28 protein-coding genes are annotated in these 24,684 nt (G+C 63.4%); 12 read left to right on the top strand and 16 right to left on the bottom strand.

The features are described 5' to 3' along the window. The 4 genes from OVY48_RS05740 to OVY48_RS05725 form a co-directional block, all read left to right on the top strand. On the top strand, nt 1-228 hold a 228-nt coding region (locus OVY48_RS05740; RefSeq protein ID WP_313922034.1), incomplete at its 5' end, for a hypothetical protein. Nucleotides 229-230: 2 nt separating this feature from the next. Further along, nucleotides 231-608 carry a nuclear transport factor 2 family protein gene (locus OVY48_RS05735; RefSeq protein ID WP_313922033.1) on the top strand — a complete coding sequence of 126 codons (378 nt, stop codon included), beginning with the start codon at nt 231-233 and terminating at the stop codon, nt 606-608. Then, nucleotides 605-1,978 (top strand): phosphotransferase, encoded by a 1,374-nt coding sequence (locus OVY48_RS05730; RefSeq protein WP_037473644.1) that lies wholly within the window; start codon nt 605-607, stop codon nt 1,976-1,978. The genes OVY48_RS05735 and OVY48_RS05730 overlap by 4 nt, the downstream gene beginning before the upstream one ends. A gap of 19 nt (nt 1,979-1,997) precedes the next feature. After that, nucleotides 1,998-2,828: an SDR family NAD(P)-dependent oxidoreductase gene (locus tag OVY48_RS05725; RefSeq protein ID WP_037473645.1), complete on the top strand. Its 831-nt coding sequence runs from the start codon at nt 1,998-2,000 to the stop codon at nt 2,826-2,828. Between the two features lie 2 nt (nt 2,829-2,830). Here the strand turns inward: OVY48_RS05725 and OVY48_RS05720 are convergent, their stop codons facing one another. The 4 genes from OVY48_RS05720 to OVY48_RS05705 are packed head-to-tail and all read right to left on the bottom strand — an operon-like array spanning nt 2,831 to nt 7,530. Continuing rightward, on the bottom strand, nt 2,831-3,970 hold the full coding sequence (locus OVY48_RS05720) for an epoxide hydrolase family protein (RefSeq protein ID WP_037473647.1): 1,140 nt from the start codon (nt 3,968-3,970) through the stop codon (nt 2,831-2,833). Between the two features lie 18 nt (nt 3,971-3,988). Beyond that, nucleotides 3,989-5,083, bottom strand: a complete 1,095-nt coding sequence (locus tag OVY48_RS05715) for a phosphotransferase (RefSeq protein WP_037477832.1) — start codon at nt 5,081-5,083, stop codon at nt 3,989-3,991. Nucleotides 5,084-5,095: 12 nt separating this feature from the next. Beyond that, on the bottom strand, nt 5,096-6,673 hold the full coding sequence (locus tag OVY48_RS05710; RefSeq protein ID WP_037477834.1) for a phytoene desaturase family protein: 1,578 nt from the start codon (nt 6,671-6,673) through the stop codon (nt 5,096-5,098). A gap of 20 nt (nt 6,674-6,693) precedes the next feature. Then, nucleotides 6,694-7,530, bottom strand: a complete 837-nt coding sequence (locus OVY48_RS05705) for an SDR family NAD(P)-dependent oxidoreductase (RefSeq protein ID WP_313922032.1) — start codon at nt 7,528-7,530, stop codon at nt 6,694-6,696. A gap of 206 nt (nt 7,531-7,736) precedes the next feature. On the opposite strand from OVY48_RS05705, the gene OVY48_RS05700 reads away from it, so the two are divergent. The 3 genes from OVY48_RS05700 to OVY48_RS05690 are packed head-to-tail and all read left to right on the top strand — an operon-like array spanning nt 7,737 to nt 10,074. Continuing rightward, the gene (locus OVY48_RS05700; protein ID WP_313922031.1) at nt 7,737-8,972 is read left to right on the top strand and encodes an acyl-CoA dehydrogenase family protein; all 1,236 of its coding nucleotides are present in this window, start codon (nt 7,737-7,739) and stop codon (nt 8,970-8,972) included. 16 nt (nt 8,973-8,988) lie between these two features. Next, a complete protein-coding gene (locus tag OVY48_RS05695) occupies nt 8,989-9,354 on the top strand; it encodes a hypothetical protein (protein ID WP_037476405.1) in 366 nt (121 codons plus the stop codon). Nucleotides 9,355-9,360: 6 nt separating this feature from the next. After that, nucleotides 9,361-10,074 carry a TetR/AcrR family transcriptional regulator gene (locus OVY48_RS05690; protein WP_037476406.1) on the top strand — a complete coding sequence of 238 codons (714 nt, stop codon included), beginning with the start codon at nt 9,361-9,363 and terminating at the stop codon, nt 10,072-10,074. A gap of 23 nt (nt 10,075-10,097) precedes the next feature. Here OVY48_RS05690 and OVY48_RS05685 read toward each other — a convergent pair whose 3' ends face one another. Next, nucleotides 10,098-10,550 carry a hypothetical protein gene (locus tag OVY48_RS05685; protein ID WP_237748879.1) on the bottom strand — a complete coding sequence of 151 codons (453 nt, stop codon included), beginning with the start codon at nt 10,548-10,550 and terminating at the stop codon, nt 10,098-10,100. Nucleotides 10,551-10,707: 157 nt separating this feature from the next. Between OVY48_RS05685 and OVY48_RS05680 the strand changes: the two genes are divergently transcribed. The 3 genes from OVY48_RS05680 (at nt 10,708) to OVY48_RS05670 (ending at nt 13,855) form a co-directional block, all read left to right on the top strand. Continuing rightward, complete coding sequence (locus OVY48_RS05680) at nt 10,708-11,370, top strand: GntR family transcriptional regulator (protein ID WP_237748880.1); 663 nt, start codon at nt 10,708-10,710, stop codon at nt 11,368-11,370. A gap of 18 nt (nt 11,371-11,388) precedes the next feature. Further along, nucleotides 11,389-12,552 carry an acyl-CoA dehydrogenase family protein gene (locus OVY48_RS05675; RefSeq protein WP_037476407.1) on the top strand — a complete coding sequence of 388 codons (1,164 nt, stop codon included), beginning with the start codon at nt 11,389-11,391 and terminating at the stop codon, nt 12,550-12,552. A 79-nt stretch (nt 12,553-12,631) separates the two neighbouring features. After that, nucleotides 12,632-13,855 (top strand): cytochrome P450, encoded by a 1,224-nt coding sequence (locus OVY48_RS05670; RefSeq protein WP_037476408.1) that lies wholly within the window; start codon nt 12,632-12,634, stop codon nt 13,853-13,855. A gap of 33 nt (nt 13,856-13,888) precedes the next feature. Here the strand turns inward: OVY48_RS05670 and OVY48_RS05665 are convergent, their stop codons facing one another. The 8 genes from OVY48_RS05665 to OVY48_RS05630 all read right to left on the bottom strand — a co-directional run bounded on the left by OVY48_RS05665 (nt 13,889) and on the right by OVY48_RS05630 (nt 20,922). Beyond that, nucleotides 13,889-14,464: a malonic semialdehyde reductase gene (locus OVY48_RS05665; RefSeq protein WP_037476409.1), complete on the bottom strand. Its 576-nt coding sequence runs from the start codon at nt 14,462-14,464 to the stop codon at nt 13,889-13,891. After that, nucleotides 14,461-15,018 (bottom strand): gamma carbonic anhydrase family protein, encoded by a 558-nt coding sequence (locus OVY48_RS05660; RefSeq protein WP_037478665.1) that lies wholly within the window; start codon nt 15,016-15,018, stop codon nt 14,461-14,463. The genes OVY48_RS05665 and OVY48_RS05660 overlap by 4 nt, the downstream gene beginning before the upstream one ends. Nucleotides 15,019-15,079: 61 nt before the next feature. Further along, nucleotides 15,080-16,306, bottom strand: a complete 1,227-nt coding sequence (locus OVY48_RS05655; protein WP_313922028.1) for an acyl-CoA dehydrogenase family protein — start codon at nt 16,304-16,306, stop codon at nt 15,080-15,082. A gap of 4 nt (nt 16,307-16,310) precedes the next feature. Next, on the bottom strand, nt 16,311-16,943 hold the full coding sequence (locus OVY48_RS05650) for a TetR/AcrR family transcriptional regulator (RefSeq protein ID WP_037476410.1): 633 nt from the start codon (nt 16,941-16,943) through the stop codon (nt 16,311-16,313). After that, nucleotides 16,940-17,752, bottom strand: coding sequence for an SDR family NAD(P)-dependent oxidoreductase (locus OVY48_RS05645; RefSeq protein ID WP_037476411.1), 813 nt, complete (start codon nt 17,750-17,752; stop codon nt 16,940-16,942). The genes OVY48_RS05650 and OVY48_RS05645 overlap by 4 nt, the downstream gene beginning before the upstream one ends. After that, nucleotides 17,749-18,918, bottom strand: coding sequence for an FAD-dependent oxidoreductase (locus tag OVY48_RS05640; protein ID WP_037478669.1), 1,170 nt, complete (start codon nt 18,916-18,918; stop codon nt 17,749-17,751). The genes OVY48_RS05645 and OVY48_RS05640 overlap by 4 nt, the downstream gene beginning before the upstream one ends. A 13-nt stretch (nt 18,919-18,931) precedes the next feature. Beyond that, entirely contained in the window at nt 18,932-19,510 is a 579-nt protein-coding gene (locus tag OVY48_RS05635) for a 3-phenylpropionate/cinnamic acid dioxygenase subunit beta (RefSeq protein WP_037476412.1), read from the bottom strand. A 26-nt stretch (nt 19,511-19,536) separates the two neighbouring features. Next, complete coding sequence (locus tag OVY48_RS05630; RefSeq protein ID WP_037476414.1) at nt 19,537-20,922, bottom strand: aromatic ring-hydroxylating dioxygenase subunit alpha; 1,386 nt, start codon at nt 20,920-20,922, stop codon at nt 19,537-19,539. A gap of 89 nt (nt 20,923-21,011) precedes the next feature. Between OVY48_RS05630 and OVY48_RS05625 the strand changes: the two genes are divergently transcribed. Together OVY48_RS05625 and OVY48_RS05620 are read left to right on the top strand one after the other, a co-directional pair. Beyond that, nucleotides 21,012-21,221 carry a ferredoxin gene (locus OVY48_RS05625; protein WP_237748882.1) on the top strand — a complete coding sequence of 70 codons (210 nt, stop codon included), beginning with the start codon at nt 21,012-21,014 and terminating at the stop codon, nt 21,219-21,221. A gap of 130 nt (nt 21,222-21,351) precedes the next feature. Continuing rightward, nucleotides 21,352-22,503 (top strand): 12-oxophytodienoate reductase, encoded by a 1,152-nt coding sequence (locus tag OVY48_RS05620; RefSeq protein WP_052027783.1) that lies wholly within the window; start codon nt 21,352-21,354, stop codon nt 22,501-22,503. On the opposite strand, the gene OVY48_RS05615 is transcribed toward OVY48_RS05620, so the two are convergent. Genes OVY48_RS05615 through OVY48_RS05605 form a run of 3 tightly spaced genes read right to left on the bottom strand, consistent with a single transcriptional unit; the run spans nt 22,500 to nt 24,682 of the window. After that, the gene (locus OVY48_RS05615; RefSeq protein ID WP_037476416.1) at nt 22,500-23,225 is read right to left on the bottom strand and encodes an SDR family oxidoreductase; all 726 of its coding nucleotides are present in this window, start codon (nt 23,223-23,225) and stop codon (nt 22,500-22,502) included. The two genes, OVY48_RS05620 and OVY48_RS05615, sit on opposite strands and share 4 nt — an antisense overlap. A 22-nt stretch (nt 23,226-23,247) precedes the next feature. Continuing rightward, nucleotides 23,248-24,249, bottom strand: coding sequence for an NADP-dependent oxidoreductase (locus tag OVY48_RS05610; protein WP_037476418.1), 1,002 nt, complete (start codon nt 24,247-24,249; stop codon nt 23,248-23,250). Then, on the bottom strand, nt 24,242-24,682 hold the full coding sequence (locus OVY48_RS05605; protein ID WP_052027697.1) for a nuclear transport factor 2 family protein: 441 nt from the start codon (nt 24,680-24,682) through the stop codon (nt 24,242-24,244). Before OVY48_RS05605 ends, OVY48_RS05610 begins: the two co-directional genes overlap by 8 nt. Nucleotides 24,683-24,684: the final 2 nt, after the last annotated feature.

Raw genomic sequence — 24,684 nt, 5'->3', positions numbered from 1 at the left:
TCCTTCGTCGACACGGCGTTACCAGCCTATGGCCTGGCCAACATACGGCTGGACTGGCGTAATGTCGGTGGCCGCCCGATCGACGTCGGCGTCACTATGACCAACGTCTTCAACAAGACCTATCAGGCGATCGGTGCCGTATCGGGGGCGGGGTTGGGCTTCAACACAGCTATCTTCGGTCCGCCGCGCCAATATGGCCTGACCCTGCGCTATCGTCTGGGAGAATGAGCATGGCCGACCTCGAAGCGAACAAGGCGGTCGCTCGCCGCTACATGCAGGCGGTGGAAGAGGGGGACGCCGCAACGATCGAAGCGTTGCAGCATCCCGACTGCACATGGTGGATATCAGGCTTTGGCGACATGAGCCGCGCCGATTTCATCGCCAGCGTAACCGGCGGCCTGTTGTCGGAGCAGCGGCGCAGCGCGCAGGTGGTCGGCATCACGGCCGAAGGGGACAGGGTCGCGGTGGAAGTGCGCGGCGAAATGATCTTCCCCGACCGGGTCTATCGCAACGACTATCATAATCTGCTGGTGATCCGCGACGGCCAGATTCTGTCGGGGCGAGAATATATGGACACGCGCGCCGCAGCGGAGGCCTTCGCGCCGTGAGCGGCCCCGTCCCCCTCAACGACTATGACGATGCGGCGGTCGGGCGCATCACCGGCTATGTCGAACACCTGACCGGCGGCAAAGTCGTGGGCCTGGAACGGCTGATCCGTTGGCGCCCTTCCTGGTTCGCCGATGTGGAGGTGGACGGGGTGGTGCGCCGCCTCCACCTGCGCGGCGACCGGGGCGGCGACGTGTCGATCTTTCCCGACCTCAAGCGTGAGGCGGACGTGATCGACCTGCTTCACAGGCAGGGACTGCCGGTGCCGGAAATCCATGGCTATCTCGCCGATCCGCCCTGCATCGTCATGGAAGCGATAGCGGGTACGCGCGATTTCTCTACCCTGGACGATGCAACGAGGATCGCGATCGGGCGCGACTATATGCACGCCGTCGCGGCGATGCACCGGCTGCCGATCGAACCCTTCGTCGCGGCCGGGCTACACCAGCCGGACGGTGCCGAGGCGATCGCGCTGGCCGGGCTGGACGCCTATATGCCGCATTATCGGCGCACCAAGAGCCGCCCCGAACCTTTGCTGGCGTTCGTGATCGGCTGGCTGCGTCGCAACGTGCCGGATTACCGCACTCAAGCCAGCTTCATCCAGTTCGATTCGGGCCAATATCTGGTCGATCAGGGCGCGATGACAAAGCTGTATGATTTCGAATTTTCGATGATCGGCGATCCGCTGGTCGATATCGCGACGATGGGGATGCGCGACAGTTTCGAACCGCTGGGCGCGCCGCTGGCGGAACTGGTCGGCTATTATGAAGAGGCGACGGGCGAGCCGGTCGACCATGACGCGGTGCTGTTCCACGTCCTGCAATTTTCCCTGCTGGGCACGATGCAGTTCACCGGGACCGTGGGTGCGCCCAAAGCGGGCGATCCTCATTCGGTCTATCTGATGTTCGACCTGGCACTGCGCCGGTCGATCCTGCTGGCCCTGTCTGCCCTGTCGGGGGTGGCGCTGCCCGATTTGCCGCCACTGGTCGAACGACAGGGTGACAATGCGCCGTTGATGGCCAAGATCGCCGATACGCTGGCCGGACTGGCCATGGCCGACGAAGGGGCGCAGATGCAGAAAAGGCAGGTGGCGGAACTGGTCGAATGGGCGGAGCGCGCCGATGCCCATGGCGCGGATATGGTCGCACGCAACATCGCCGATGTGACGGCGCTGCTGGATCGGCCGTTTCAGGACTGGAACGCGGCCGCCACGGCGCTGGAGGCGTATGTGAACGCTGCCGGCCCGGACCAGGACGCGGCGCTCATCACCCTACTTGGCACGATAGAGGGCCGGCAGCTCCAGCTTTTTGGCCCCACTGCGCTGGGCGTGGCGGCCAGCAATGTGGTGTTGCCGGTCACGCGCAGGGCATGAACAGAACAGGGACAGGCATATGAGCGACAAGATGGTGCTGATGACAGGCGCAACGCGCGGATTGGGGCGTGGCATCGCAAGGGGCCTGGCATCGCGCGGCCATAGGGTCGCCGTCACTGGGCGGGACAGGTTAGAACTGGACGCCGTTGTCGCGGAGATCGACCGGGCCGGGGGCAAAGGGCTGGCGCTGCTCTGCGACCATCGCGACGATGATGCGGTGGCCGCAGCCTTCGCCAAGCTGGCGGAGTGGACCGGCGGCAGGCTGGACCTGCTGGTCAACAATGTCGCGGCCGTCCATGCAATGGACCTGATCGCACCGGGAGGTTTCTGGGAAAAGCCACTCCATCTGGCTGACATGATAAATGTCGGCCTGCGATCGTCCTATGTCGCCGCCTATCATGCAGCACCTATGATGGTCGCGGCGGGCAGGGGTCTGATCGCCAGCATATCCTTCTACGGCGCAGTGTCCTATTTCCACGGTCCAGCCTATGGCGCGGCGAAGGCAGGAACGGACAAGATGACCGCCGACATGGCGATCGACCTGGCGCCCCATGGCGTGTCGGCGGTATCCCTGTGGCCCGGTTTCATCCTGACCGATGCGGTGCGCGCCATGCCACCCGAAATGCTGCCCGAAGAGTTGCGCGCCATGTTGCCGTCCTGGGAAACCCCGGAATTTTCCGGCTTGGTCCTCGACCGGTTGATGGACGATCCCGATCTTGCCGCCCTGTCAGGCAAGGCGCTGATTGGCGCGGAACTGGGTGAAGGCTATGGCCTGCGCGATACGGACGGCAAGCAGCCTGTGTCCTACCGCGCAACCATGGGCGCACCACTCAGCTTCCTGCCGGGCTGAAATCAGGCGCGGGGCTGCATCGCGCCAAAGCAGGCCTGCAATTCCACTGCAAACAGCGCAGGCTGCTCGAACGCAGCGAAATGGCCGCCGACCGGCAGTTCGTTCCAGTGGACCAGATCGGAATAGCTGCGTTCGGCCCAGCGGCGCGAGGGGCGAAAGATTTCCTGCGCGAAGATGCTGACACCGACTGGCAGGTCCAGCCGCTGCGCCTTGAACGCGCCCGCGCTTTCCCAGTAAAGCCGCCCCGATGAAGCACCGCTGTTGGTCAGCCAGTAGAGGCTGATGATGTCCAGCATGTCGTCGCGGCTCAGCGCGTCTTCCGCCCGGCCACCATTGTCGGACCAAGCCTGGAATTTCTCGTATATCCACGCTGCCTGCCCGACCGGAGAATCCGCCAGCGCATAGCCGACCGTCTGCGGCCTTGTGCCCTGCAACTTGGCATAGCCCGCATCATGGTCCTGATAATATTGCATCCGCTCGACCGTCTTGGCCTCGGCGGGCGTCAGGTCGGCAAAGTCGGCGGCTTCGGGAAAGACCAGCGGCATGTTGAGGTGGACGCCCGCCAGTTCCGGCGGCGCGGCCATGGCGATGGCGGTCGTGACCGCCGCGCCCCAGTCGCCGCCCTGCGCGAAGAAACGATCATAGCCCAGCCGCCGCATCAGCGTGATCCAGGCGTCTGCGATTTTTTCGACGCCCCATCCGGTCGCGATGGGCTTGTCGGAAAAACCATAGCCGGGCAGGGACGGGATGACGAGGTGGAAGGCTGGCGCATCGGCGGTCGCAGGATCGCTGAGCGGGCCGATGACCTTCATGAACTCCAGCACCGATCCGGGCCAGCCATGGGTCAGGATCAGCGGCACGGCATCGGGCCGGGGGCTGCGCACATGCAGGAAATGGATCGCTAGGTCGTCGATCTGCATCATGAACTGGGGCAGGGCGTTGAGCGCCGCCTCACACCGCCGCCAGTCATAGCCATCGGCCCAATAGGTGCACAAGTCGCGCATCGCGGCGATCGGCACGCCCTGGCTCCAGTCCGCAACCGTCTCCGCTGCTGGCCAGCGTGTGTGAACGATCCGCCGATGCAGATCGTCCAGAGCCTCCTGCGGAATGGCCACTGTAAAGGGCGTGATGGAATCCGACATGGCGCTTTTCCCTTATCTTTAGAAAGTGACGCCCAGCGCTTCGACCGTGCCCAAATCCTCGCCCGCGACGAAGATACGCTCGACGATGTGCATCCCCTTTTGCCCCCACTCGTCCATATTGGCGATCCATGCCTGCATCGCATAGGGTGGCCAGCGGCGATAATATTCCCACAATGTCTCGTCGTCCGGTACGCCCTGCGCCCCGGTTTCGATAAGGCAGCGGCGATAATGGCGCAACAGGTCGCGTTCATTGGCGCGCCGCTCCTCGATCGTCAGCGCGCCGAGCAGGAAATAGGTGAAGTCGCGGATCGGCCGCCCCTTGCGCACCAGTTGCCAGTCCAGCCACACCCGCTCGCCGTCGGGGCGCAGATAGCTGTTGCCCTGATGGCTGTCGCCATGGACCAGGCACCATGGTCCCTGTTCCTTATGCTGCGCGAAGTTGACCAGCGCGTCGAACACCGTATGCAGCCGCGACAGGTCGCCCTTGATCCAGCTTGGCAGGAACGCCTGATATTCAGGCATTGCATGGTTTGCTTCCGCAAAACTATACATCATGTGTAGCTGCTGCGCGTCGACTGCCGTCACCATCGACACGGGCAGCCAGTCGGCCGCGTGCAGTACCGGGCTATCCCAGAAGGCACCATGGATTTTCGCCAGGCTGGCGACGGCGCGCGCGGCTTCCTCCACGCCCATATGGTCAGTGCTGACGCCGAAATGGCCGCCCTCGATCGAAAGATCCTCCATCACGACCAGTCCCTGGCCGCTATTATCGCGCGGATCCCACGCCTCGAAGAAGGAGCGGGGCGCGGGGAAGGCGACGAGGCGGCGAAAATCTTCGTAAAACCTGGCTTCCAACCGACAGATGCCCTGGCTTTCGAACTGCGCCCAATTAGCCTTCAGGCATACATTCTCCGGGATACCCGCCGCCTTTCCAACATCGTTGAGCGTCAGCTTGACCTGATATTTGGTCGTGTGGCTGTTGCGCAGGAACACTGCTTCCATCTCCTGCACAACGATGCCGGGAAAGCGCGCCTGCATGATCTGTGTCAGCCATTCGGCAGTGACATTCTCCAGCTTTGCAGGGATGCCGACCGGATTTACGAAACTTGTCATGGCATCCATCCCTTATTTCATTTTCTTGAGTTCACGCAGCGCGCGATTGGCCGCGATCCGGCCGGCAATGCCCGACACGCCGCCGCCCGGATGCGCGCCCGCGCCGCCGATCAGAAATCCGGGGAAGGGCGGCTTGGGACCGCCAAAACCAGTGGCGGGGCGATGCACGCCCGAACGCAGCGCGCCGAAATCGATATGGGTTACACAACCATTGGTGACGTTCAACCGCTTTTCCCGTTCCCGCGCGGTTTCCACGAAGCGCCCGACTTCGGTGTCCAGCCCGTCATAATAGTCGCCCAGATGGCTGATGACCGATGACATGGTCTTGTCCTTGAGCGCGGGCGACCAGCCCTCGCGCGCATCCACCGCCATGGCAGGCAGATAGACATAGGCCAGCGATCCGCCCGGCGGTGCCTGCGTCGGGTCGCTGTTCGACAGCGGGCTGAGCGACATCGCATGGCGATCGGGAATGTCGCCGCGCCGCGCGGTGGCGAAGGATTCGCGTACTTCTTCGGACGTGCCGATCAGGCCGACCGCCTTATTCAGGTCCGCGTCGTCATGGCGCAAATCCTGATGCTTCTTCAGGCGCAATGGTCCCGACATCGCGATATTGGCCAGGAACGGCGCAGCGTTGGACCGGTTTGAGGGCGCATGTTCAATCCGCTGCATTAGTGCGCGATCGACCCCGCCCGGTGTAGTCATGCGCATGGCGGTGCGCGGGTCGCAGGTGGCAATGACCATCTTCGCCCGGATCACCCGGCCATCCTCCAGCCGCACGCCCTTTGCCGCGCCATCATCGACGATGATTTCGGCGACGGGGGCGTTAAGCTGGATCGTCGCACCGGACGCTTCGATGCTGCGCGCCAGCGCGTCGGAAAAGGACTGGAGCGAGCCGATCGGCTTGCCGGTGCCATATTTATGCGTGACCGCGAAGATCATATAGGCCGCCGCATTGCCATCATCATCCACCGGCCCGGCACCGGCCGCGATGCCCAGCAGCAGGGCGATGGTCGCGGGATGTTCGAACCGTTCGCACGCGACCTGATCGGCCGTCGCCTTCGACATGGCGACCAGTTCATCCTTCAACCGCACGTTACGCACCGCGCTGCCGATCATCTTGGACAGGTTTTTCATGTCCGGGCGGCCTGGTTCTGCCATCATCATCGGAAAGCCAATGTCCATCATGACGTTCAGCGTTTCCATGAACTTCAGATAGGCTTTGCCGTCGTTACGGTTGATCCGGGCTATGTCCTCGGTTGTGCGTTTGTAATCGTAAAACAGCGCGATGGAGCTGCCATCGGGGTGCAGATAAGCATAGGTCGGGTCGGGATCGACGGTTTTGAGGCCATATTTGGCCAGCTCGAAATCCTCGATTATGCCGGATTTGCGCGCGAACAGCAGTTCGACGGCGCAGGGCGTCACCAGATGATTGGGCGCTTCGGGGATCATATAGCCCGAACTGGTCATGCCCCCGACCTTGGCCATCCGCTCGACGACCAGCACCTTCTTGCCCTCGCGCGCCAGATAGCCGGCCGCGGCCATGCCATTATGCCCGGCTCCAATGACGACGACGTCCACCTGATCGGTCATGCTCTCTGTCCTCTGTTGCTTCAGGCGGTGGCGGCGGCGGTATAGGCCTTGCCCCATTCCGCCAGCGCCAGCAGGCGGGCTTTGCGGTCGGCCTGGATCTGCGGGATTTTGTTTTCGTCGGGACCATCGGGCACGATCACCAGCGGCTCCTTGCCCAGCATGGCGAGCGCCAGCGCGCACACTTCGGCCGGATCATAAGCGATGCTATAATCCATCCCCAGCCCTTCGGTCGCGCGGCGCAGGGTGGGCGTGTCCATGATCGGCGCGGCGACGCCGACAATGTCGATAGTCTGGCCGTCCAGCTCGGCCCACAGCGATTCCACGAAGTTCAATTCGAAAGCCTTGGTCGCCGAATACATCGCCAGCCATGGCTGCCCACCCAGGCCCGCGCCCGACGACATGATGACGAAACCGCCCTTGCCACGCGCCTGGAACCGGTTGCCAAAGCCATGGACGGCCTCCAGCACATTAGCCGCATTCATGGTCAGCAGGCGCAGCGACCGTTCGACCGGCACGCCAAAGAAGCTGTTGCCCGCGCCATCTGCCCCAGCGTTGGAAATATAAAGGCCGATATCCAGATCGGCCGTCGCCTCCACCAGCCGCGATCCCTCGCCCATTTCCGTCAGGTCGGCGGTCAATGCGCGAAAGGCGATGCCATGTTCTGCGGCCAGTTCCTGCCCTAGCGCTTCCAGCGCAGGCAGGCGGCGCGACACCAGCACCAGGTTGATGCCCATGGCGGCCAGTTGCCGCGCATAGCAGGCGCCGGTGCCTTCCGAAGCACCCGCGATGACGGCCCAGGGACCATAGGCCGCAGCGAAGGCTGGGGCATCGAAAGCAGGCAAGTCGATCTTACGCATCGGATGAAAATCCTCTCTTGGTGCCAGCCGTTCGCCGGCTCTCGGATGGCTAGCGCCAGACCCTATAAGGCAATTGTCTTCACTCTGCCTATCGGGAGGCAGGGGGGACTTCCCAAAGCAGCAGATGAAATCCCACCGACGATTGGCCATTGCATATAACGACAATAATGTCATTATATATCCAGGCGGATGGAGAGGAGCCGATCATGCCGGTCGAAATGATGCAGACACACAGGCGCGTCGCCCAAGTGACGGACCCTGTCAGGGTTGCGGCATCGCTGCGGCCCGTGCTGGAACGTTATGCCGACGATTGTGAGCGGCAACGGCGGATCGTGGCACCAGTGATGGCGGCGCTACAGGAATCCGGCCTGTTTCACATCACGGCGCCGCGTCGTGCTGGCGGGCCTGGCCATCGCCTCATCACCCATATCGAAACGGTGGCGGAACTGGCCAAGGGCTGTGTCGGCACCGCCTGGGCTTATGGCTTGCTGTCGGGGATCACTGGCACCGCTCTGGCCCTGCCATCGTCGGCAACCGACCTGCTGTTCCGCACTGGGGACGAACTGTTTTGCAGCGCTTCGGCCCTGACCGGCAAGGCGGTGGCGGTGACGGGCGGCTATCGCATGTCGGGCCGCTGGGGCTATGGATCGGGCTGCCTACACGCCGATTGGGCGCTCAATGGGGTCATGGTCGACACGGCGCAAGGGGGCGAAGCGGCCATGGCCTTCCTCGACCTGCGCGATGCGGCATGCCGGATCGAGAATAACTGGCACGTCGCAGGCATGGCCGGGTCGGGCAGCAACATGATCGTGGCGGACGACCTGTTCGTGCCCGAAGCGCTGGTCCTGTGGACGGGCCGCGCGCCATCGGCCGATCTGCTGCTAACGATGCCAGGGCTGGAGCCGCGCGACCGCTGGCCTATGGAGCCGCTGTTTCCGCTGGGCGTACTGGCACCGATGCTAGGCGCGGCGAGCGCTCTGCTGGAGGGCGTGACGCAGGCGATGGCCGGGCGGCCCGTGGTGGGGTGGACTTATGCCAGCCAGGCGGGGTCGGAGGCGCTGGTCGGCCTGATGGGCCGGGCGGCGATAGAGATCGATTCGGCTTGGCTCCACATCCGCCGCGCCGCCGAGCTGCTGGACGATAGCGCGCAGCAACGGGTGCTGACCGGCTATGACAAGGCGCAGATTCAGGCCGATTGCGGCTATGCGATGGAATTGCTGCGCGCGGCGGGCAACCGCTTGATGGACGTGGCGGGGCCGGGCGCCTTTGCGCTGGCTAGCCCGCTCCAGCGCCTCTGGCGCGACCTCAATGTCGGCACCCGCCACAATGCGCTCAACGCGCCGCTGTCGATCGAGCTGTACGGCCGCGCGATTGCGGGCATGCCGTCCAACATCCGCCTGCTGCCGGACATTGCGCCCGCACCCGCTTGGGCAACAGCATAACAACAGGAGAGAATGGATGCCGATACCCACGACGCAGGAGATAGCGACATTTCTGACCAGCCAAGCCATCATGTTCAGCGAAGGCCGGATCGATGATTTCATGGCTGCCTTCCGCGCGATAGCGCCGGGCGGGTTCAAGGTGCAGGATCCTGCGACGGCCCCGGTGGAGGCGGGGTGGGACAAGCTGGAGGCGCTATGCGACCAGTTTCTCGGCTGGCAGTTGGTGGTGGAGGATGTGAAGGTCAGCGGCAACGAAGCGGTCATCTACGTCCGCAACGAAGGTGTGCATGACGGGCATCCGATGAAAATCTACAGCATCGAACATTATGTGTTCGGCGACGATGGCAGCCTGCTTGCGCGCTATTTCCATCCGATGCAGTAGCAGGCCATGTCCGAGACCACATCCGTCCCGCCCGCCATCGACCCGCGCAGCCGGGCGGCGGCGTTGCGGCGGGAACGGATGCGCGACCGGCTGCTCGACACGGTATTCGACCTGTATCAGCCGGGTCAGGCGAACGGCCATCTGGTGATCGACGACGTGATCCAGGCGGCCGCCGTGTCGCGCGGCAGTTTCTACAAATATTTCGAATCGCTGGAAGCCGCCGTCGATGCGCTGGGCGAGCGGCTGACGGCGGGCATGATCGGCGATTATCGTCGGCTGTTCGATGACGATGACGCCCCGTTGCTGCGCGCGGTGGGCGGCGTGGCGATCACAATGTTGCGCGCCTGGCATGATCCGCGATGGAGCGGCTTTACCTGTCGCGTAGATTATGTCAATTATTTCGAACGCGCCAGCAGCTTTGACCTTATGGTCCGCGATGTGCTCGACGATGCCCGGCAGAAGGGGCAGATGGATTTCGCTTCCAGCGACATGGCCGTCGACCTTATCGTCGGGGTCACGATCGAAGCGCGGCGGCGGCTGATGCGGGGAGGCATGGCGCCGCGTTCCTATATGGACGAAATGCTCTTGCGGACTTTCAGGGCGCTGGATGCTTCGCCCGTCATGCTGGCTGCGGCGTTCGACACGGTGTGGCTACGGCTGGCGCGCGACGGGCCGAGTCTTGAGTGGTGGTCCGTGGGGCAGGGCGTTCCGGTCGGCTAAAGCTGGCTCGTCCCGCCGAACGATCAGGAATCAAGCGGCGTCCAGCATGGGGTGCCTGCTTTTTCCAGCGGCCCGCACTGCGCCACGCGGGTCGCGCCATTGTCCGCGATCAGGATCATCCAGTCGCCGGTGTCGCCGCAACCAATGGCCCAGACCGCATTGGTGCCGATGTCGCCCCGAAACAGCGAACGCTTCGTACTTGTACAGACCTCGCCTGCATCATGCATCAGCTTGGCGAAGGATTGCGTTCGTCCAGGCGCATCCCTTTCCTCGATCGCATTGCTGTAGCGGTTTCGGCTGCTGCCAGTGCGATGCGCTTCGGCGATGGCGATGGATGCGCCCAGCGTCGCGGCAATCACGCCGGTGGGGACCAGCGTCCATACCAATGCCCGGCGCAGGTCGCCGCCGCTATGGCCACATGCAATGCAGCCGGTTCCAAAGCCATCGATCGGCGCGCGACATTTCGGGCAGTTCATGACTCCGCACTAGCCTGCATCCCTCTCGCTCGACCCTATCCCTCGACAGGCGCAGTTCGGGCTGGGCGCAATCATTCTATAGACTATGGAATTGCCCAACCTCCCACCGGCCATAGCGCCGTCTTTGCCGCCATCGGGCGGAATGATGGGGGAACCGTTGCGTTCGCCCTCCACCCTGCGGCAGGCGGTGGTCGATCGCCTGCGCGACGCCATCGTGTCCGGCACTATCGCGCCCGGCACCTTGCTGCGCGAAACCGCACTCGCCGCCAGTCTGAACGTCAGCGCCACGCCGATCCGTGAGGCGCTTGGCACGCTGGCATCCGAAGGATTGGTGGAGATCGAGGCGCATAGGTTGAAGCGCGTCACCCCGATTGATTTCCCCGCCACCCGCGACCTGTTGCGCGTGCAATGGGAATTGTGGCGGCTGGGCTATGCCTGGGGGATGGGCTATATCGGCGCAGGGCGAGCAGTCCTGCTCGATCAGGCAATCGCTGACTATCGCACGGCGCTGGACGGGGACGACCATGCCGGAGCGATTGCCGCTGGGCTGGATTTCCACACCATCTTCATCACCGCGTCGGCGAACCGCGAACTGCTGCGCTCGACCCTTGACCGGCGCGGTCTGATCGCCCGCTTCATCCTGCTGCATGGCCTCCAGACGCTGACGACGATTGGCCTGGAACAGCATCAGGCGATCTTGGCGGCGTTCAAGGCGGGCGACCATCCCGGCGTGCTGGCCTGCCTCGATCGCATGGCCACGCGCCTGATCGCCATCGCAGATGCAGGCTGCCCGGCCGCATCCGATCACCCTTCCCGATAAGCAAGAAAGACACAGGACATGGATTTCGAACTGCCAGAGGAATATCGTTCCTTTCAGGACATGGCGCGGCGCTGGATCGACAAGGAAGTGCCCAAGGAATGGGCGCGCGCGCTGGAAAAGGACGAACACAACTACCCCTTCGCGCTGTGGGACAAATTCACCGAAGCGGGCTTTCACGGCATCGGCATATCGGAGGAGTATGACGGGCAAGGCGGCGATGTTGTCATGCAGATGCTGCTGGCGCGCGAACTGGCCCGGTCGCTGGGTGGCCTCGCCTGGATCTGGGGCATCACCAGCTTTGCCGGGTCGAAATCGATCGGCCTTTATGGGTCGCCCGAACAAAAGGCGAAATATCTGCCGCTGATCGCCACCGGGCAGTTGAAGGCCGCGATCGCCTTTACCGAGCCGAGCGGCGGCACCGACCTGTTGGGCGCGATGACCACGACAGCCGAACGGGTCGAGGGGGGCTGGAAACTCAATGGCGAAAAGATCTGGTCCTCCTCCGCCCATGTCGCCGACTATCTGCTGGTGATCGCGCGCAGCGACAAGGACGCTGAAAAGAAGCACCAGGGGCTGACCCTGTTCTGGGTGCCGATCAACACAGCGGGCGTGAAGATCACCCCGCTCGCCAAACTCGGTATGCGCTCGATGGGCAGTTGCTCGGTACATTTCGAGGACGCCTTCGTCGCCGACGAACAGGTGCTGGGGGAACCGCACAAGGCCTGGTACATGCTGCTGCCAACGCTCAACAATGAACGGATCATGGTCGGCGCCTTCTGCCTTGGCGTCATCGACGGCGTGTTGGAAGATGCGCTCGATTATATGAAGCAGCGCAAGGCGTTCGGCGGGGTCATCGGCCGATTCCAGAGCTTGCAACATTATGTCGCCGACATTGCGACCATGCAGAAGACCACCGAACTAATGCTGCATTTCTGCGCCGACAAACAGGCGCGGGGCGAAAATGTCGGGGTGGAGGCCAATATGCTCAAACTCATGGCATCGGAAAACGCCAATGCCGCCGCAGACCTGGGCATCCAGATATTGGGCGGGATGGGCTATTCCGCCGAAACCGACATGCAGCGTTACTGGCGCGACAGTCGACTGTGGCGGATCGGCCCTATCACCAATGAAATGGTGCGCAACGGCATCGCCGAAAGCCTAGGGCTGCCGCGTTCCTTCTGAACCCCGGCCCTTCTGAAAGACAGGTGAAATGGCGGGGGCGGGCGCGCAGTCTCCCCGTCGATCAAGGAGACAGACGATCATGATGTTCCCCCCGCAACCCATTCCCGACCATGTGCCGGCCGATCTGGTCAAGCCCGACTTTCCCTTCATCTTTGGCATGACGACGGACCGCGATCCGTTCGACGATATGGCGATGGCGGTGCATGAAGGCCCCGACATCATCTATGCGCCTCACGCCTATCCGGGCGGAACCGCAGCCTGGGTGCCACGGCGCATGGCGCATCTGCGCTCCATCTACCTGGACACCGAACATTTTTCGTCGACCGATTTTTCCCCCTATTCCAAACTGGTCGGCGGCAACTGGATCAATTCGCCCGCTGAGTTGGACCCGCCCGCCCATGGCCCGTTCCGCCAGATGGTAAACCCGGCCTTCACGCCCAAGGCGATGGCCGCGCTGGAGGGCAAGATCCGTCAATATGCGATCGAATATATCGACGCGTTCGCCGCGCGCGGTTCGTGCGAATTCATGAGCGAGTTCGCGTTCGAATTTCCGATCAAGGTGTTCATGGATCTGATGGGGCTGCCGCATGACCGGGTAGCGGAATTCATGGAGTGGGAACAGAACCTGCTCCACAATCACGACCTCGCGCAGATTGCCGAGGCCACACGCAGCGTGCTTGATTATCTGGGCGGGGAGATTGACGATCGACGCGCCAATCCGCGCGACGACCTTATCAGCTTCGGGGTGCAGGGTCGGATCGGCGATCGGCCACTGACGCGGGATGAACTGCTGGGCTTTATGTTCAACCTGTTCATCGGCGGGCTTGATACCGTCTCGACCAATATGGGTCTGCATTTCCGTCATCTGGGCAGCGCGATGGAGGATCAGGCGCATCTGCGCGCCAATCCGTCCGACATCCCGCATGCGATTGATGAACTGATGCGGGCCTATGGCGCGGTCACGACCTTTCGCACCTGCATCAAGGAAACGGAGGTCGCCGGCGTGCGCTTCATGCCGGGGGAAAAGGTCGCGATGTCGACCACGCTCGCGGGCCGCGATCCGGCCGAGTTCGATGCGCCGACACAGGTGCGGCTAGACCGTAAGCCACGCCATGTCGGCTTTGGCTTTGGTATCCATACCTGTGTGGGCATGCATCTGGCGCGGCGGGAATTACGGATCGCGATGGAGGAATTTCTCGCCCGCATCCCGCAATTCCGTATTGCGCCGGGTCACACGGTCGAATGCCATCTGGGCATGATCCAGCCCGTCGCACTCCCGCTGGTCTGGACTCCTGCCGCCTGATCGATGGCGGGCGTTCGTCTCGCGACGGACGCCCTACAGGTCCAGGCAGGCTGCGTCAAAATCCAGGCGCGGGTTCCGCGGATGCAGCGCTTCGGCTCGGCCATAGCCGATATTGCACAGGAAATTGGCTTTCCACCGTCCATCAGGGAAAAATTCACTGTCCACGCCCGCCGCGTCGAAGCCCGACATCGGCCCGCAATCCAGCGCCAGCGTTCGCGCCGACATGATGAGATAAGCGCCCTGCAAGGTCGATGACCGCGCCACCGTCTCGGCGATCAGCGCATCCTTCCCCTCGAACACGCTCCGCATGTCACGGGACGGGAACAGGGTAGCATATTCCTCGTAAAATCGCGTGTCCCCGGCGATGATGACGGTGCAGGGCGCCTGCGCGACCTTATCGACATTGCCCGCATTGATGTGTGGCATCAGCCGCGCCTTCGCCTCCACCGAACGAATGAAGACGAACCGTGCGGGATTGCTGTTCGCAGTCGTCGGCCCCCATTTGGCCAGATCGTAGAGCGTGCGCACTATCGCGCCGGTAACGGGCTGGTCGGTCCAGCCATTATGGGTACGCGCCTGCCGGAACAGCCGGTCCAATATGTCGGTCATGGCATCCCCCAGCCCGCTGCTTCGCGGGCAATTATGTCGTCCGCCTCCCTGCCAAGCGCCTCCCGGTCTGCCCGCTCCCACACCCGATGATCGCCCCGCGCATAGCCGCACCCATTGTCGCGATAGAGCAGCGCATCGATCACATGGTCGCGCAGCTTGTCGATCTGGCGTACAACTCGCCCGGGCGTTCCCATCACGAGTGAATGGGGCGGCACGATGGTATCAGGCGGCAGGAAACAATGCCCCGCGATGATCGATCCATGACCGATGACGCACCGCTCCATGATCGTCGCGCCAACCCCGATCAGGCAGGCCGGTTCGATCGTGCAGCCATGCACCACGGCGCGGTGGCCGATGGTGCAATAATCGCCGATGACGGTCGGATCGTCCCAGCCGATATGGACCATCGCATGATCCTGCACGCTTGCGCAGCGGCCCACCGAGACGAACGCCCGCTCGCACCGGATGACGGCATAGGGCCATAGGCTGCAATCCTCACCCAGCCGCACGTCGCCGAACAGGCGAACGGTCGGATCGACATAGGCGGGGGACATCGCGATCATCCTGCAACCAACAGCAGCGCCGCCCACTCGGTCGAGCGGGCGGCGCCGAGGGTCAATAGGCGCCCGGCGGCGAAATCGGGTCCGCACCAGTCAAGGCGCGACCGAAGATTTCGTAGCCTATGGTCGGGATATTCTGGATATGCCGTGTCGCCATCGACACGTCGCGCCAATAGCGATTGATCGGCTTGTCCAGCGCGAAGGCCGAAGACCCCACCTGGAACATCAGCGATTCGCTCGCCCCATGAACCAGTTCGATCATCTGCGCGCCCGCTGCCCGGTGCTTGGCCTTCTCCGCCATAGTGAATTCCTCGCCCAGGCCGACCCGGTCGAGCTTAGCGGTCAGGTCGAACAGGATCAGCTTGGCCGTGTCGATCATCGCGGCGGCCTCGCCCAGGTCGCGCATATGGGCGCCGGAACTTGTGCGCGGACCGATGATGGTGGTCAGCACCGGCTTCTTGGGCGCTTCTGCCCTCACGATTTCCAGCATCGCCTCCACTGCGCCGATCAACTGCGCGATGCCGGTCGTGCGTACGACCGGAACGGCGGGCAGCAGGTCGGACGGCGCACCGAAATGGCGCTTGGTCGGGTCGATCTGGCCGGTTCTCTCGGTCATCAGCGCCATCTGCGCGTCGGGAATGAACACGTCCTTGGCGATCGCGGTGTCGGACCCGGTGCCTTGCATCCCCGACACGAACCAGCTGTCCTCGATCGTCATGGCGTCCATCGGCAGGTAGCACATGTTGATGCCCGGAACGACGGGACCGTCATAATCTTCCAGCACCACGCCCTGCTGCGCCCAGGTCGACTGGCGTGACCCGGACATATAGGGCCATTTGCCATTGATGATCCAGCCGCCATCGACCTTGCGCGCCTTGCCGGGCGGGTTGTACGCGCCGCACACCGTCTGCGGACGGTCGGCGAACACCGCGTCCTGCACGCCATCAGGGGCCAGGCTGGTGATCCAGCTGGTGCCGTTGATGATCTGCATGACCCAGCTGATCGCTGGATCGCCTTTCGCGATTTCGATCTGTACGCGGCAGAAATCGGTCGGGGACAGGCCAAAACCGCCCAGACGCTGCGGCACCAGTAGGCGCAGGAAGCCTTCGTCCTTTAACATCTGGTCGACCGCCGGGGTCGGGCAGCGGCGTTTTTCGCCGTCAGGCGCTTCGCTCTGAAGGAAATCGCGCAGGCTGCGCGCCTTTTCGACCAGCGCGTCAGCCACGCTCTTGTCGGCGAAGCCGACCTTGGTGGTGGATTCTAACTTTGCCAGGGTAGCCATCAATTCATCCTCTCTTATGTTCGGCATGGTGGCCGGCGATTTGCAGCGCCCATTTGCACAACCGGTCGGGCGCCCCGTTCCAGATGGCCAGCCATTGCGGCGTGGCCGGAATGATGAGGGTGCTCAGTTGCAACCGCACCATCGTGTCGCAGAAAATGTCGCGGTCCAGGCGGCTGCCCGTCAGCATCTCGAAATGGTCAAGTACCGGGTCCAGCGCCTGCTGCACGGCGGCCTTGTGGCGGCTGAAATGACTGCGCAGGAAATTGAGGTGGAAGGCCGGTTCGACCTCGAATATGCCGTCTGGCGACCGTTCGATGGTGAAGCGGCCGTAAAAGCGCATCACCGCGCGGAACCGCTCGATCGGATCGGCTATGCCTTCGCCCGCCTCGATAATTCCCTTTTCGAAACTGCTGCATATATATTCGCTGACCGCCGCCAGCACGTCCTCCTTGGACGTGAAATAGCGGTAGAGCGTGCCGCGCGACACGCCGCTCGCCTCGCTGATGTCGCTCATCGACAGGCGCCGCGCACCGATGCTTCCGATCGCGCGCAGCGTGCCATCCAGGATTTTCTGGACGCTGCCGGATTGATCGGTGGCGACGATATCGCTCCAGTCGGTGTGCGGCATCAATTTCATGTCTGGGCTTCCATCTCGGCAAGATTGTGCGGAACGCTCACATAGCCGGGCAGATGCTGCCCGCCATCCACGTTGATCAGCTCGCCATTGACGAAACGCGACATGTCCGACGCCAGGAACAGCACCACCGGGCCGATATCCAGTTCCGGGTCGCCCGCGCGCTTCAACGGATTGCTGGCGGTCGCCATGTCCAGAAAGCCCGGCACGTCCTGCACCAGTTGCGCGAAAACCTGGCCCATGCCGGTCGGCGCGATCGCATTGGTGCGGATGTTGAACCGCCCCCATTCCACCGCCGCACTGCGGGTCAGGCCCATGATCGCGCCCTTGTTCATATTATAATCGGCATGCAGCCAGGCACCGGTCTGCGCATCGATCGAATAGAAGTTGACGATCGACCCGCCGCCCCGCGCCTTCATATGCGGGAAGGCCGCACGCATCGCCCACCAACTGCCCCAGGTGCCGATTTCCAGCGTGCGCTTGAGCATCTCGTCGGTCTTCTGTTCCAGCAGGACGTTGTCCGACAGCAGCGAGGCGTTGTTGACGAGAATGTCGATGCCGCCAAATTCGGCGACCGCGCGGTCGATCATCGCTTCCGCATCGGCCTTGACGCCGACATCGGCGGACATGCCGACGGCGCGCATGCCAAACTCCGCCGAAATCTCTGCCGCTACCGCTTCCGCCGCCGCGCCGTCGCGCCCGGTGATGAGCAGATGCGCACCCTCCCGCGCCAGGCAGCGGGATATGCCATGGCCCAACCCCTTGGCCCCGCCGGTGACGATCGCAACCTTGTCCTGTACCAAAGCCGTCACGCCGCAACTCCCATTAGTGGCTCGCTCAGGGCACGGTCCATGTCCATGCGTTCCTGGCAATAATCCTGTGTGAAGACATAGCCGCGGACAGCGCCATCGCCGTCGCGGAACAGATATTTCAGGCCCATCGCGTCGTTCGCCGCTTCCTCCCACGCACCCGCCACGCCCTGCGGCGTGGGCAGCAGCACGACGGGGCAGGCGGTCGTCTTGACCTGCACTGACAGCGGGGGAAAGCGAATGTCGGTCGGCGTGCCTAGCGCACTGGGCGCGATCGCGCGCGCGGCGGCCATGATCGGCGTGATATAGGCGGCCAGACCGCTGGGATATTGGGCACAGTCGCCGATCGCGAAAATGTCCGGATCGCTGGTGCGACCGGTCTGGTCGACCAGGATGCCGCGCTCCACGATCAGCCCGGCATCCTGCGCCAGTTGCACGTTCGGACGCAGGCCGACGGCGGACAACACCACCGCCGCCTCCACGACCAGCCCATCGTCCAGTTCCGCGCGGATGCCACCTTCCGCCTTGTGGATCGCCATCACCTTGCGGCCCAGATGCCATTCCACGCCCTTGGCGCTCAGTGTATCGCGGATGCGCGCGCCCACGGCGGGCGGCACCAATTGCGCCAGTGGGTGACCGAGCATGTCGACCACGACCGGCCGATAGCCGGTCGCCGCCAGGTCATTGGCAAATTCCGTGCCCACAAGCCCGCTGCCCATGATGAGCACGCGCGCGCCGTCGGCCAATTTTTCACGAAATTCCCGATAATGGTCGATGCTATTGACCGCCATCGCCCGGTGGGCCGCATCGCCGTCAATTGGCGGCCGTATAGGGTCCGCCCCCAGCGCTAGCACCAGCCGGTCGTAAAAGATCGGCCCGCCGGTGGTCAGCACCGCCTTGTCCTGCCGGTCGATCGCCTCGACCACCCGACCGGCGCGCAGGTCCAGCTTCAACTGCGTCGCCATTTTCTCCGCCGCCGTGGTGACCAGCGTATCGGCCACCTTGCCCTTGGCTAGTGCGGTGGACAAAGCGGGCTTGGAATAGAAATGTCCGTCATCTTGCGTCACCAAGGTCAGCCGGGCGCCCGGTGCGAGTTTGCGCAACTCACGCAGGACCCCATAGCCAGCCAAGCCGCTGCCGATCACCACGATATGGGGGGAGCCTGTCATTGCCATCACCCCGTCAGAGGAAGATCGCGAAGTTGGACATGCCCAGCGTCGATTGATCGACGATAATTTCGCGCACGGCCAGCTTGTAGGCACCATCGACCAGCCGCCACACGTCCCGCCGTTCGGCCGTGATCGACTCGTTTTCCGGGTTATCGAACCGGCTGCGCTCGACGTACAGATAGCTCACAACTTCATATTCGCCTGCCGTCTCGCACTGGGCAATACGGACATTGGTGACGAAGCGGCGCGTGCGCGATGGCGGATCTTCCGCCCAGGCGCTTTTCGACAGGCGCCCGGTCCGCATCAGGATCGACGCATAATTCTCGTCGAAATGCTTCATCGTGCGCACGACGTCGCGGTCCTTGTTGGGACCGTTGCGGGTCAGGCGCAGGGGCGCTGTATAGACCAGATCCTGCTCCAAATAGGCGACCCAGTCGTCGAACCGGCGCTCGTCAAGCGCCGCCGCCTCGTCATACAGGGTTTCGAGCAGGCGGTTATAGACCTCCGAACCCAACGGCACGCGCTGGGTGGATACAAGCCCGCGCATGACGCTCGTCTTGTCGATCGCGGCGGTCGCGTAGTTCACGGTCATGTTGTGATCCTCTCTCTTCGCGTCGCTCAGGCTTCGGCCATCAGGTCATAATAGGCCGACCACCACGCCCATTGCGTGTCGTCCTTGGTAAAGCCAGGATATAGATCACCCCCGCCGACCCAGCCTTCGGGCCGTTCATGACCATGGAGCGCCTGATATTTCAGCGTCATGGTCTTGCTCATATGCCCGCGCGAATTGCGCATGATCTGCGGCCATGTGTCGGCGTCGTCCTGCTCGATCGTGCCGGACGTGCCGGTGGACCAGATAGCGTTTTGGAGCATGTCCCGCTTTACGTCCTCCGGCGCATCCTTCTCGGCGAAGATGAAGTTGATGAACTCCACCTTGTCCGGCCCGCGCGGCACATAAGTGTGTAGCGAAAGCGCGCCCGACGCGCCGCCATCCATGCGCGGCGCAAAGATGAAGGCGATCAGGATATTGGGGAACATGCCGCCGACCTGCGGAGGGATGGTCGCCAGCTGGTTGACCTGCGCTTCCGACAGATTCTTGAACAGCTGCGGGATCATGTCCTTGGTCACGCCCGGCGGGGTCAGCAGGTTCAGCCGCTCCTCGGTCGTCTTGCCCTCGAAACTGATGTCGGCAAACATCTTGAAGGTCTGCGCCGCTTCCAGGCAGCGCAGCGTGTGCCCCTGCGGCACCGAGATATCGACGCCATACATGCCGGGCGCGGTGTCGTAGATCGACTCGGCCGTGCCGCCCATGATGCCGCCTTCCATCAGCGACCGGTGCAGCGTCAACGTGTGGAAACCGTCCGAACCCGACTGTTCGCCGGGGATCTTCCAGTTGCACGGCAGCACGAAGCGCTGCGGGGGGCCAAGCATTTCCAGGCCATTGTCGGTGCGGCAGAATAGCTGGTCGAGATAGAATTTCGCGTCGCCCAGATAATCCTCGAACGACAGATCTTTGCTCCATGTCGCAAAGATCAGCCCGCCATAAAGATGTACCCGCGCCTTTTTCAGGCCCAGTTCGTCCTTGCTGTGGCGGTTGCCGTGCATCTGTTCCTTTTCGATCGGCGCGCCGATGAAGCTGCCGTCGGAACGGAACGCCCAGCCATGATAGATGCAGCGATGCGCTGCGGCATTGCCCGCTTCGGCGGTGCACACCTTCATGCCGCGATGTGGACAGACGTTGAGCATGACGTGCACTTCGCCGTCGCGTGCCCGCGAGACGATCACATTATCCTCGGCCATGTCGCGCATGACATAGTCGCCCGCCTTGGGAATTTCCGACTCATGGCCCAGCAACAGCCAGGTCCGCGCGAAGACGCGCTCCATTTCCAGTTCGTATAGTTCCTTGTCGTTCATCACCCGCAGCGACACTTCGTTCATGTCGCGGTTGATGAGGTCGTCGAGCGTGGTCCCATCGCTCAGAGTCAACCCGGCCTTGTGCAGCATCTTCCTCTCCTCGGAAAATCCATCGTGAATCACGTTATACATATTGAACTAAATCTGTTCAAGCTGTAATGTTGTGTCATAAGGAGAGGATGATGAGTCAGACGTTGAAGGTGGTGATCGATAAGGCAGCCTGCTGCGGCTATGGCGTGTGCGCCGAAATCTGTCCTGAAGTGTACAAGCTCGATTCCAACGGCATCGTTTTCGTCGATGATCCCATCGTGCCAGCGGGTCTGGAGGAGCAGGCGCGCGAAGGGGCGGAGGCCTGTCCCCAGGCGGCACTTGCTGTCGTCGACGCCTGATTGGCTGCTGCGCATCCCATGGCGAAAGGCTCTGCCCGCTGAGCCGATGAGGCACCCGCCGATGGGTAGGTTCCTCGTCGCGCGTCGCTGCGGCAGCAGCGCGGCCATGGGACGCCAGGGAGAATGGAAGATGACTGACGCTAGAGACATGCTGTTCACGCCCGTCAATGTGGCGGGCCTGCGCCTGCGCAACCGCTTCGTCATGGCGCCGATGACCCGCAATTTCGCACCGGGCGGTGTGCCGTCTGACGGGGTCCCCGCTTATTATCGTCGCCGTGCGGAAGCGGATGTCGGCCTGATCGTGACCGAAGGCATCGGGGTGGATCATCCGGCCGCCCTGGGGCGCGAATCCATGGGCGGCGGCGCGTCTCCGCTCCTGCATGGCGACGCAGCGATGGCACGCTGGCGCGCCATCGTCGCGGGCGTCCATACTGCTGGCGGGCTTATCGTCCCGCAATTATGGCATCAGGGTGTCATCCGCGTGCCGGGCACCGGCTATGATCCGCACGCCCCCTCCGCCCGGCCATCGGGCATCTGGGGGCCGACCGACAGGGCGATGGTACCGCCCGATTATCTCGACGCGGTGCGGGAACCCACGACGCCGCTGACCGACAGCGAAATCGGCGACATCATCGCCGCCTTCGCCCGCAGCGCGGCCAACGCCCGCGCGGTCGGCTTCGATGGCATCGCGCTGCATGGCGCCCATGGCTATCTGATCGACAGTTTCCTGTGGCACCGCACCAATCTGCGCGATGACCGCTGGGGTGGGGATGCTGCCACCCGCGCGCTGTTCGCAGCGGAAGTCGTACGCGCCGTCCGCGCCGCGACTGCGCCCGACTTCCCGATCATCTTCCGCTTCTCGCAATGGAAATTGCAGGATTATGACGCCCGCAGCGCCCAGACGCCCGATGAACTGGCCGCCATGCTGGCCCCGATCGCGGACGCCGGTGTCGACATCTTTGACGCCAGCACCCGCCTGTTTTCGACCCCCGCGTTCGAAGGGTCGGACATGGGCCTTGCCGGATGGATCAAGCAGCTGACTGGCAAGCCAGTAATCGCGGTCGGTGGCGTCGGCCTCAGCAAGGATCTGCAATCCTCCTTCGCCCAGCCAACGGTGATGACCGATAATCTGGATTTGGTGGCGGACCGCATGGCGCAGGGCGAATTTGACCTGATCGCCGTCGGCCGCGCGCTGCTGATGGACCCCTACTGGGTCCGCAAGATGCGCGATGGCAGCGCGGTCGATCCGTTCCGGCTGGAGGCTTACGCCACGCTGGATTAATGCGTGTCCGCGGCGGCATAGACCTGAATCCGCGCCATATTGGTGCGATCCGACTGCGCCGCCATGTACCGCACGGCATTAGCCACGTCGCCGGGCTGCATAGCGGGGATGAAACTGTCCCAGGCGGGCTGGCCGCGCGCTTTCATATCCTCGAAAATCTCCGTGCTGGTGGTGCCTGGCGCGACAATGCCGACCTTGACCCCGCTGCCCGCCAGCTCGACGCGCAGGCAATCGGTGAACGCCTCCAGCGCCCGCTTCAGCCCGCCATAGACGCCCACTCCCGGCGCGATGATGTTCGCGCCGATGCTGGATATGTTAATGATCTGGCCAGTGCCCGCCGCCTTCATCGACCGCCCGAACAACGTGCAGGTCCGCACCACCGCTTCATAATTTAGCGCGATCATCGGTCGTAACTGGTCCAGGTCGAACTGATCGATCGACGCGGCATGAAGGATGCCGGCATTGTTCACGAGGATGTCAGCGCGCCCGAACTGCGCCATCACCCTATCATGCAGCCGCTGAGGCGCGTCCGCCTCGGCCATGTCGGCCACGAAGGGCAGGCAGTCGGCGCCAAGGTCCTCCGCCAGCGCCGCGAGCCGATCCGCCCGGCGCGCCACCAGCACCAGCGTCGCACCCGCGCCCGCTAACGCATGCGCCGTAGCTGCGCCGATACCCGACGACGCACCGGTCACGATCGCGATCTTCCCCGTCAAACTGGTCATGGCATCTCTCCTTCATCCATTGTCAGACGAGGCGGATCAGCCGCTTGCCGTCATTTTCGCCACGGTAAAGCCCCGCCAGCGCATCCCGGCAGGCTTCGATTCCGTCCAATATCTCTTCCCGCCAGGTCAGGCGGCCCTCGCCGATCCACGCGCGCAACTGGGCTACGGCATCGCCATAGCGGTCCATATGGTCGAAGATGACGAACCCCTCCATCCGCGCGCGCTTGACCAGCAGATGGCGCTCGACCCGCGGCCCTTGCGGCCAGGGTTCCCAGCGATCGATGGACGCAGTGCCGCACAGCACGACCCGGCCCTTCATGGCCAGATGCGACAGCACCGCGTCGCTGATGGCCCCCGCCACATTGTCGAAATAAATGTCGATCCCCTCCGGCGCGATCTGCGCCACCGCCGATCCCACATCTTCCCCGCGATAATCGATCGCGCTGTCATAGCCGAAGTGCTCGACGCATCGCCGCGCCTTGTCCGGGCCACCCGCGATGCCTATCGTGCGGCACCCCAATATACGAGCAATCTGCCCCACCGCTGATCCGACGGCCCCGGCGGCCGTGGACACCAGCACAGTCTCACCCGCGCGCGGCTGGCCGATCATCGTCAGCGCCAGATAGGCGGTGACGCCGTTGATCCCTAATATGCCCAACGACGCGCGCATTTCCGCTGCGCTGGTCCGCTGCACCACCTGGTCTATCGAAACGCAGGCATAGTCCTGCCAGCCAAACCAGCCCGCGACATGATCGCCGATCTGATAGGCCGCGTCGCCCGATGCTACCACCTGTCCCGCGGCCAGCGCGCGCATCACCGATCCGATCGGCACCGGCGCGGCATAATTGCCGCGATCGGCTATCCAGCCGCGCATCGCCGGTTCAACCGACAGATAATGATTGCGCACCAGTATCTGGCCGGGACCGGGCTGGTCGATCGGGCCGGGCCGGATCGCGAAATCGGCTGCCTGCGCGATGCCGGTCGGCCGTGCGACCAGAATCACCTGGCGGTTGGCATCACCCATCCAGCCCGGCCTTGACCATCGTGAATTTCCGCCGGGATATGCGCCATCCGGCCGATGTGCGGATCAGGCAATCGTCATAGTAGCCGGTGGCTCGATGAGTCACGCCCTGGATCTGGTCCATCAGGATGGCGTCAACATAGCTGCGCGCGACGATTTCGTCGTTACAGCTTTCCACCACGATATTGCTGATCCGGTGCAGCGTCGCGCCCATATGGCGGTGCGCGCCTTCCATATATTCGGTGATCTCGCGCGGCCCGCGCCAGCGGCCGAAGCGGCCATAATCGGCTTCGCAATCCCGTGCGAAGCAGGTGCGGAACAGCGGCCAGTCGCGCGTGTCGATCCCGGTCGCATAGCGCATCAGCAAATGGTGGATCGCCCGCTCGTCATCCGCCGAAAGCAGCGCCCTGCGCGTGAGGCTGCCATGTGCCGCCATTC

The organism is Sphingobium sp. SA2, from assembly GCF_032227065.1.
In the GTDB taxonomy this organism is placed as follows: Bacteria; Pseudomonadota; Alphaproteobacteria; order Sphingomonadales; family Sphingomonadaceae; genus Sphingobium.
This window is presented reverse-complemented; position numbering and strand designations above follow the sequence as displayed.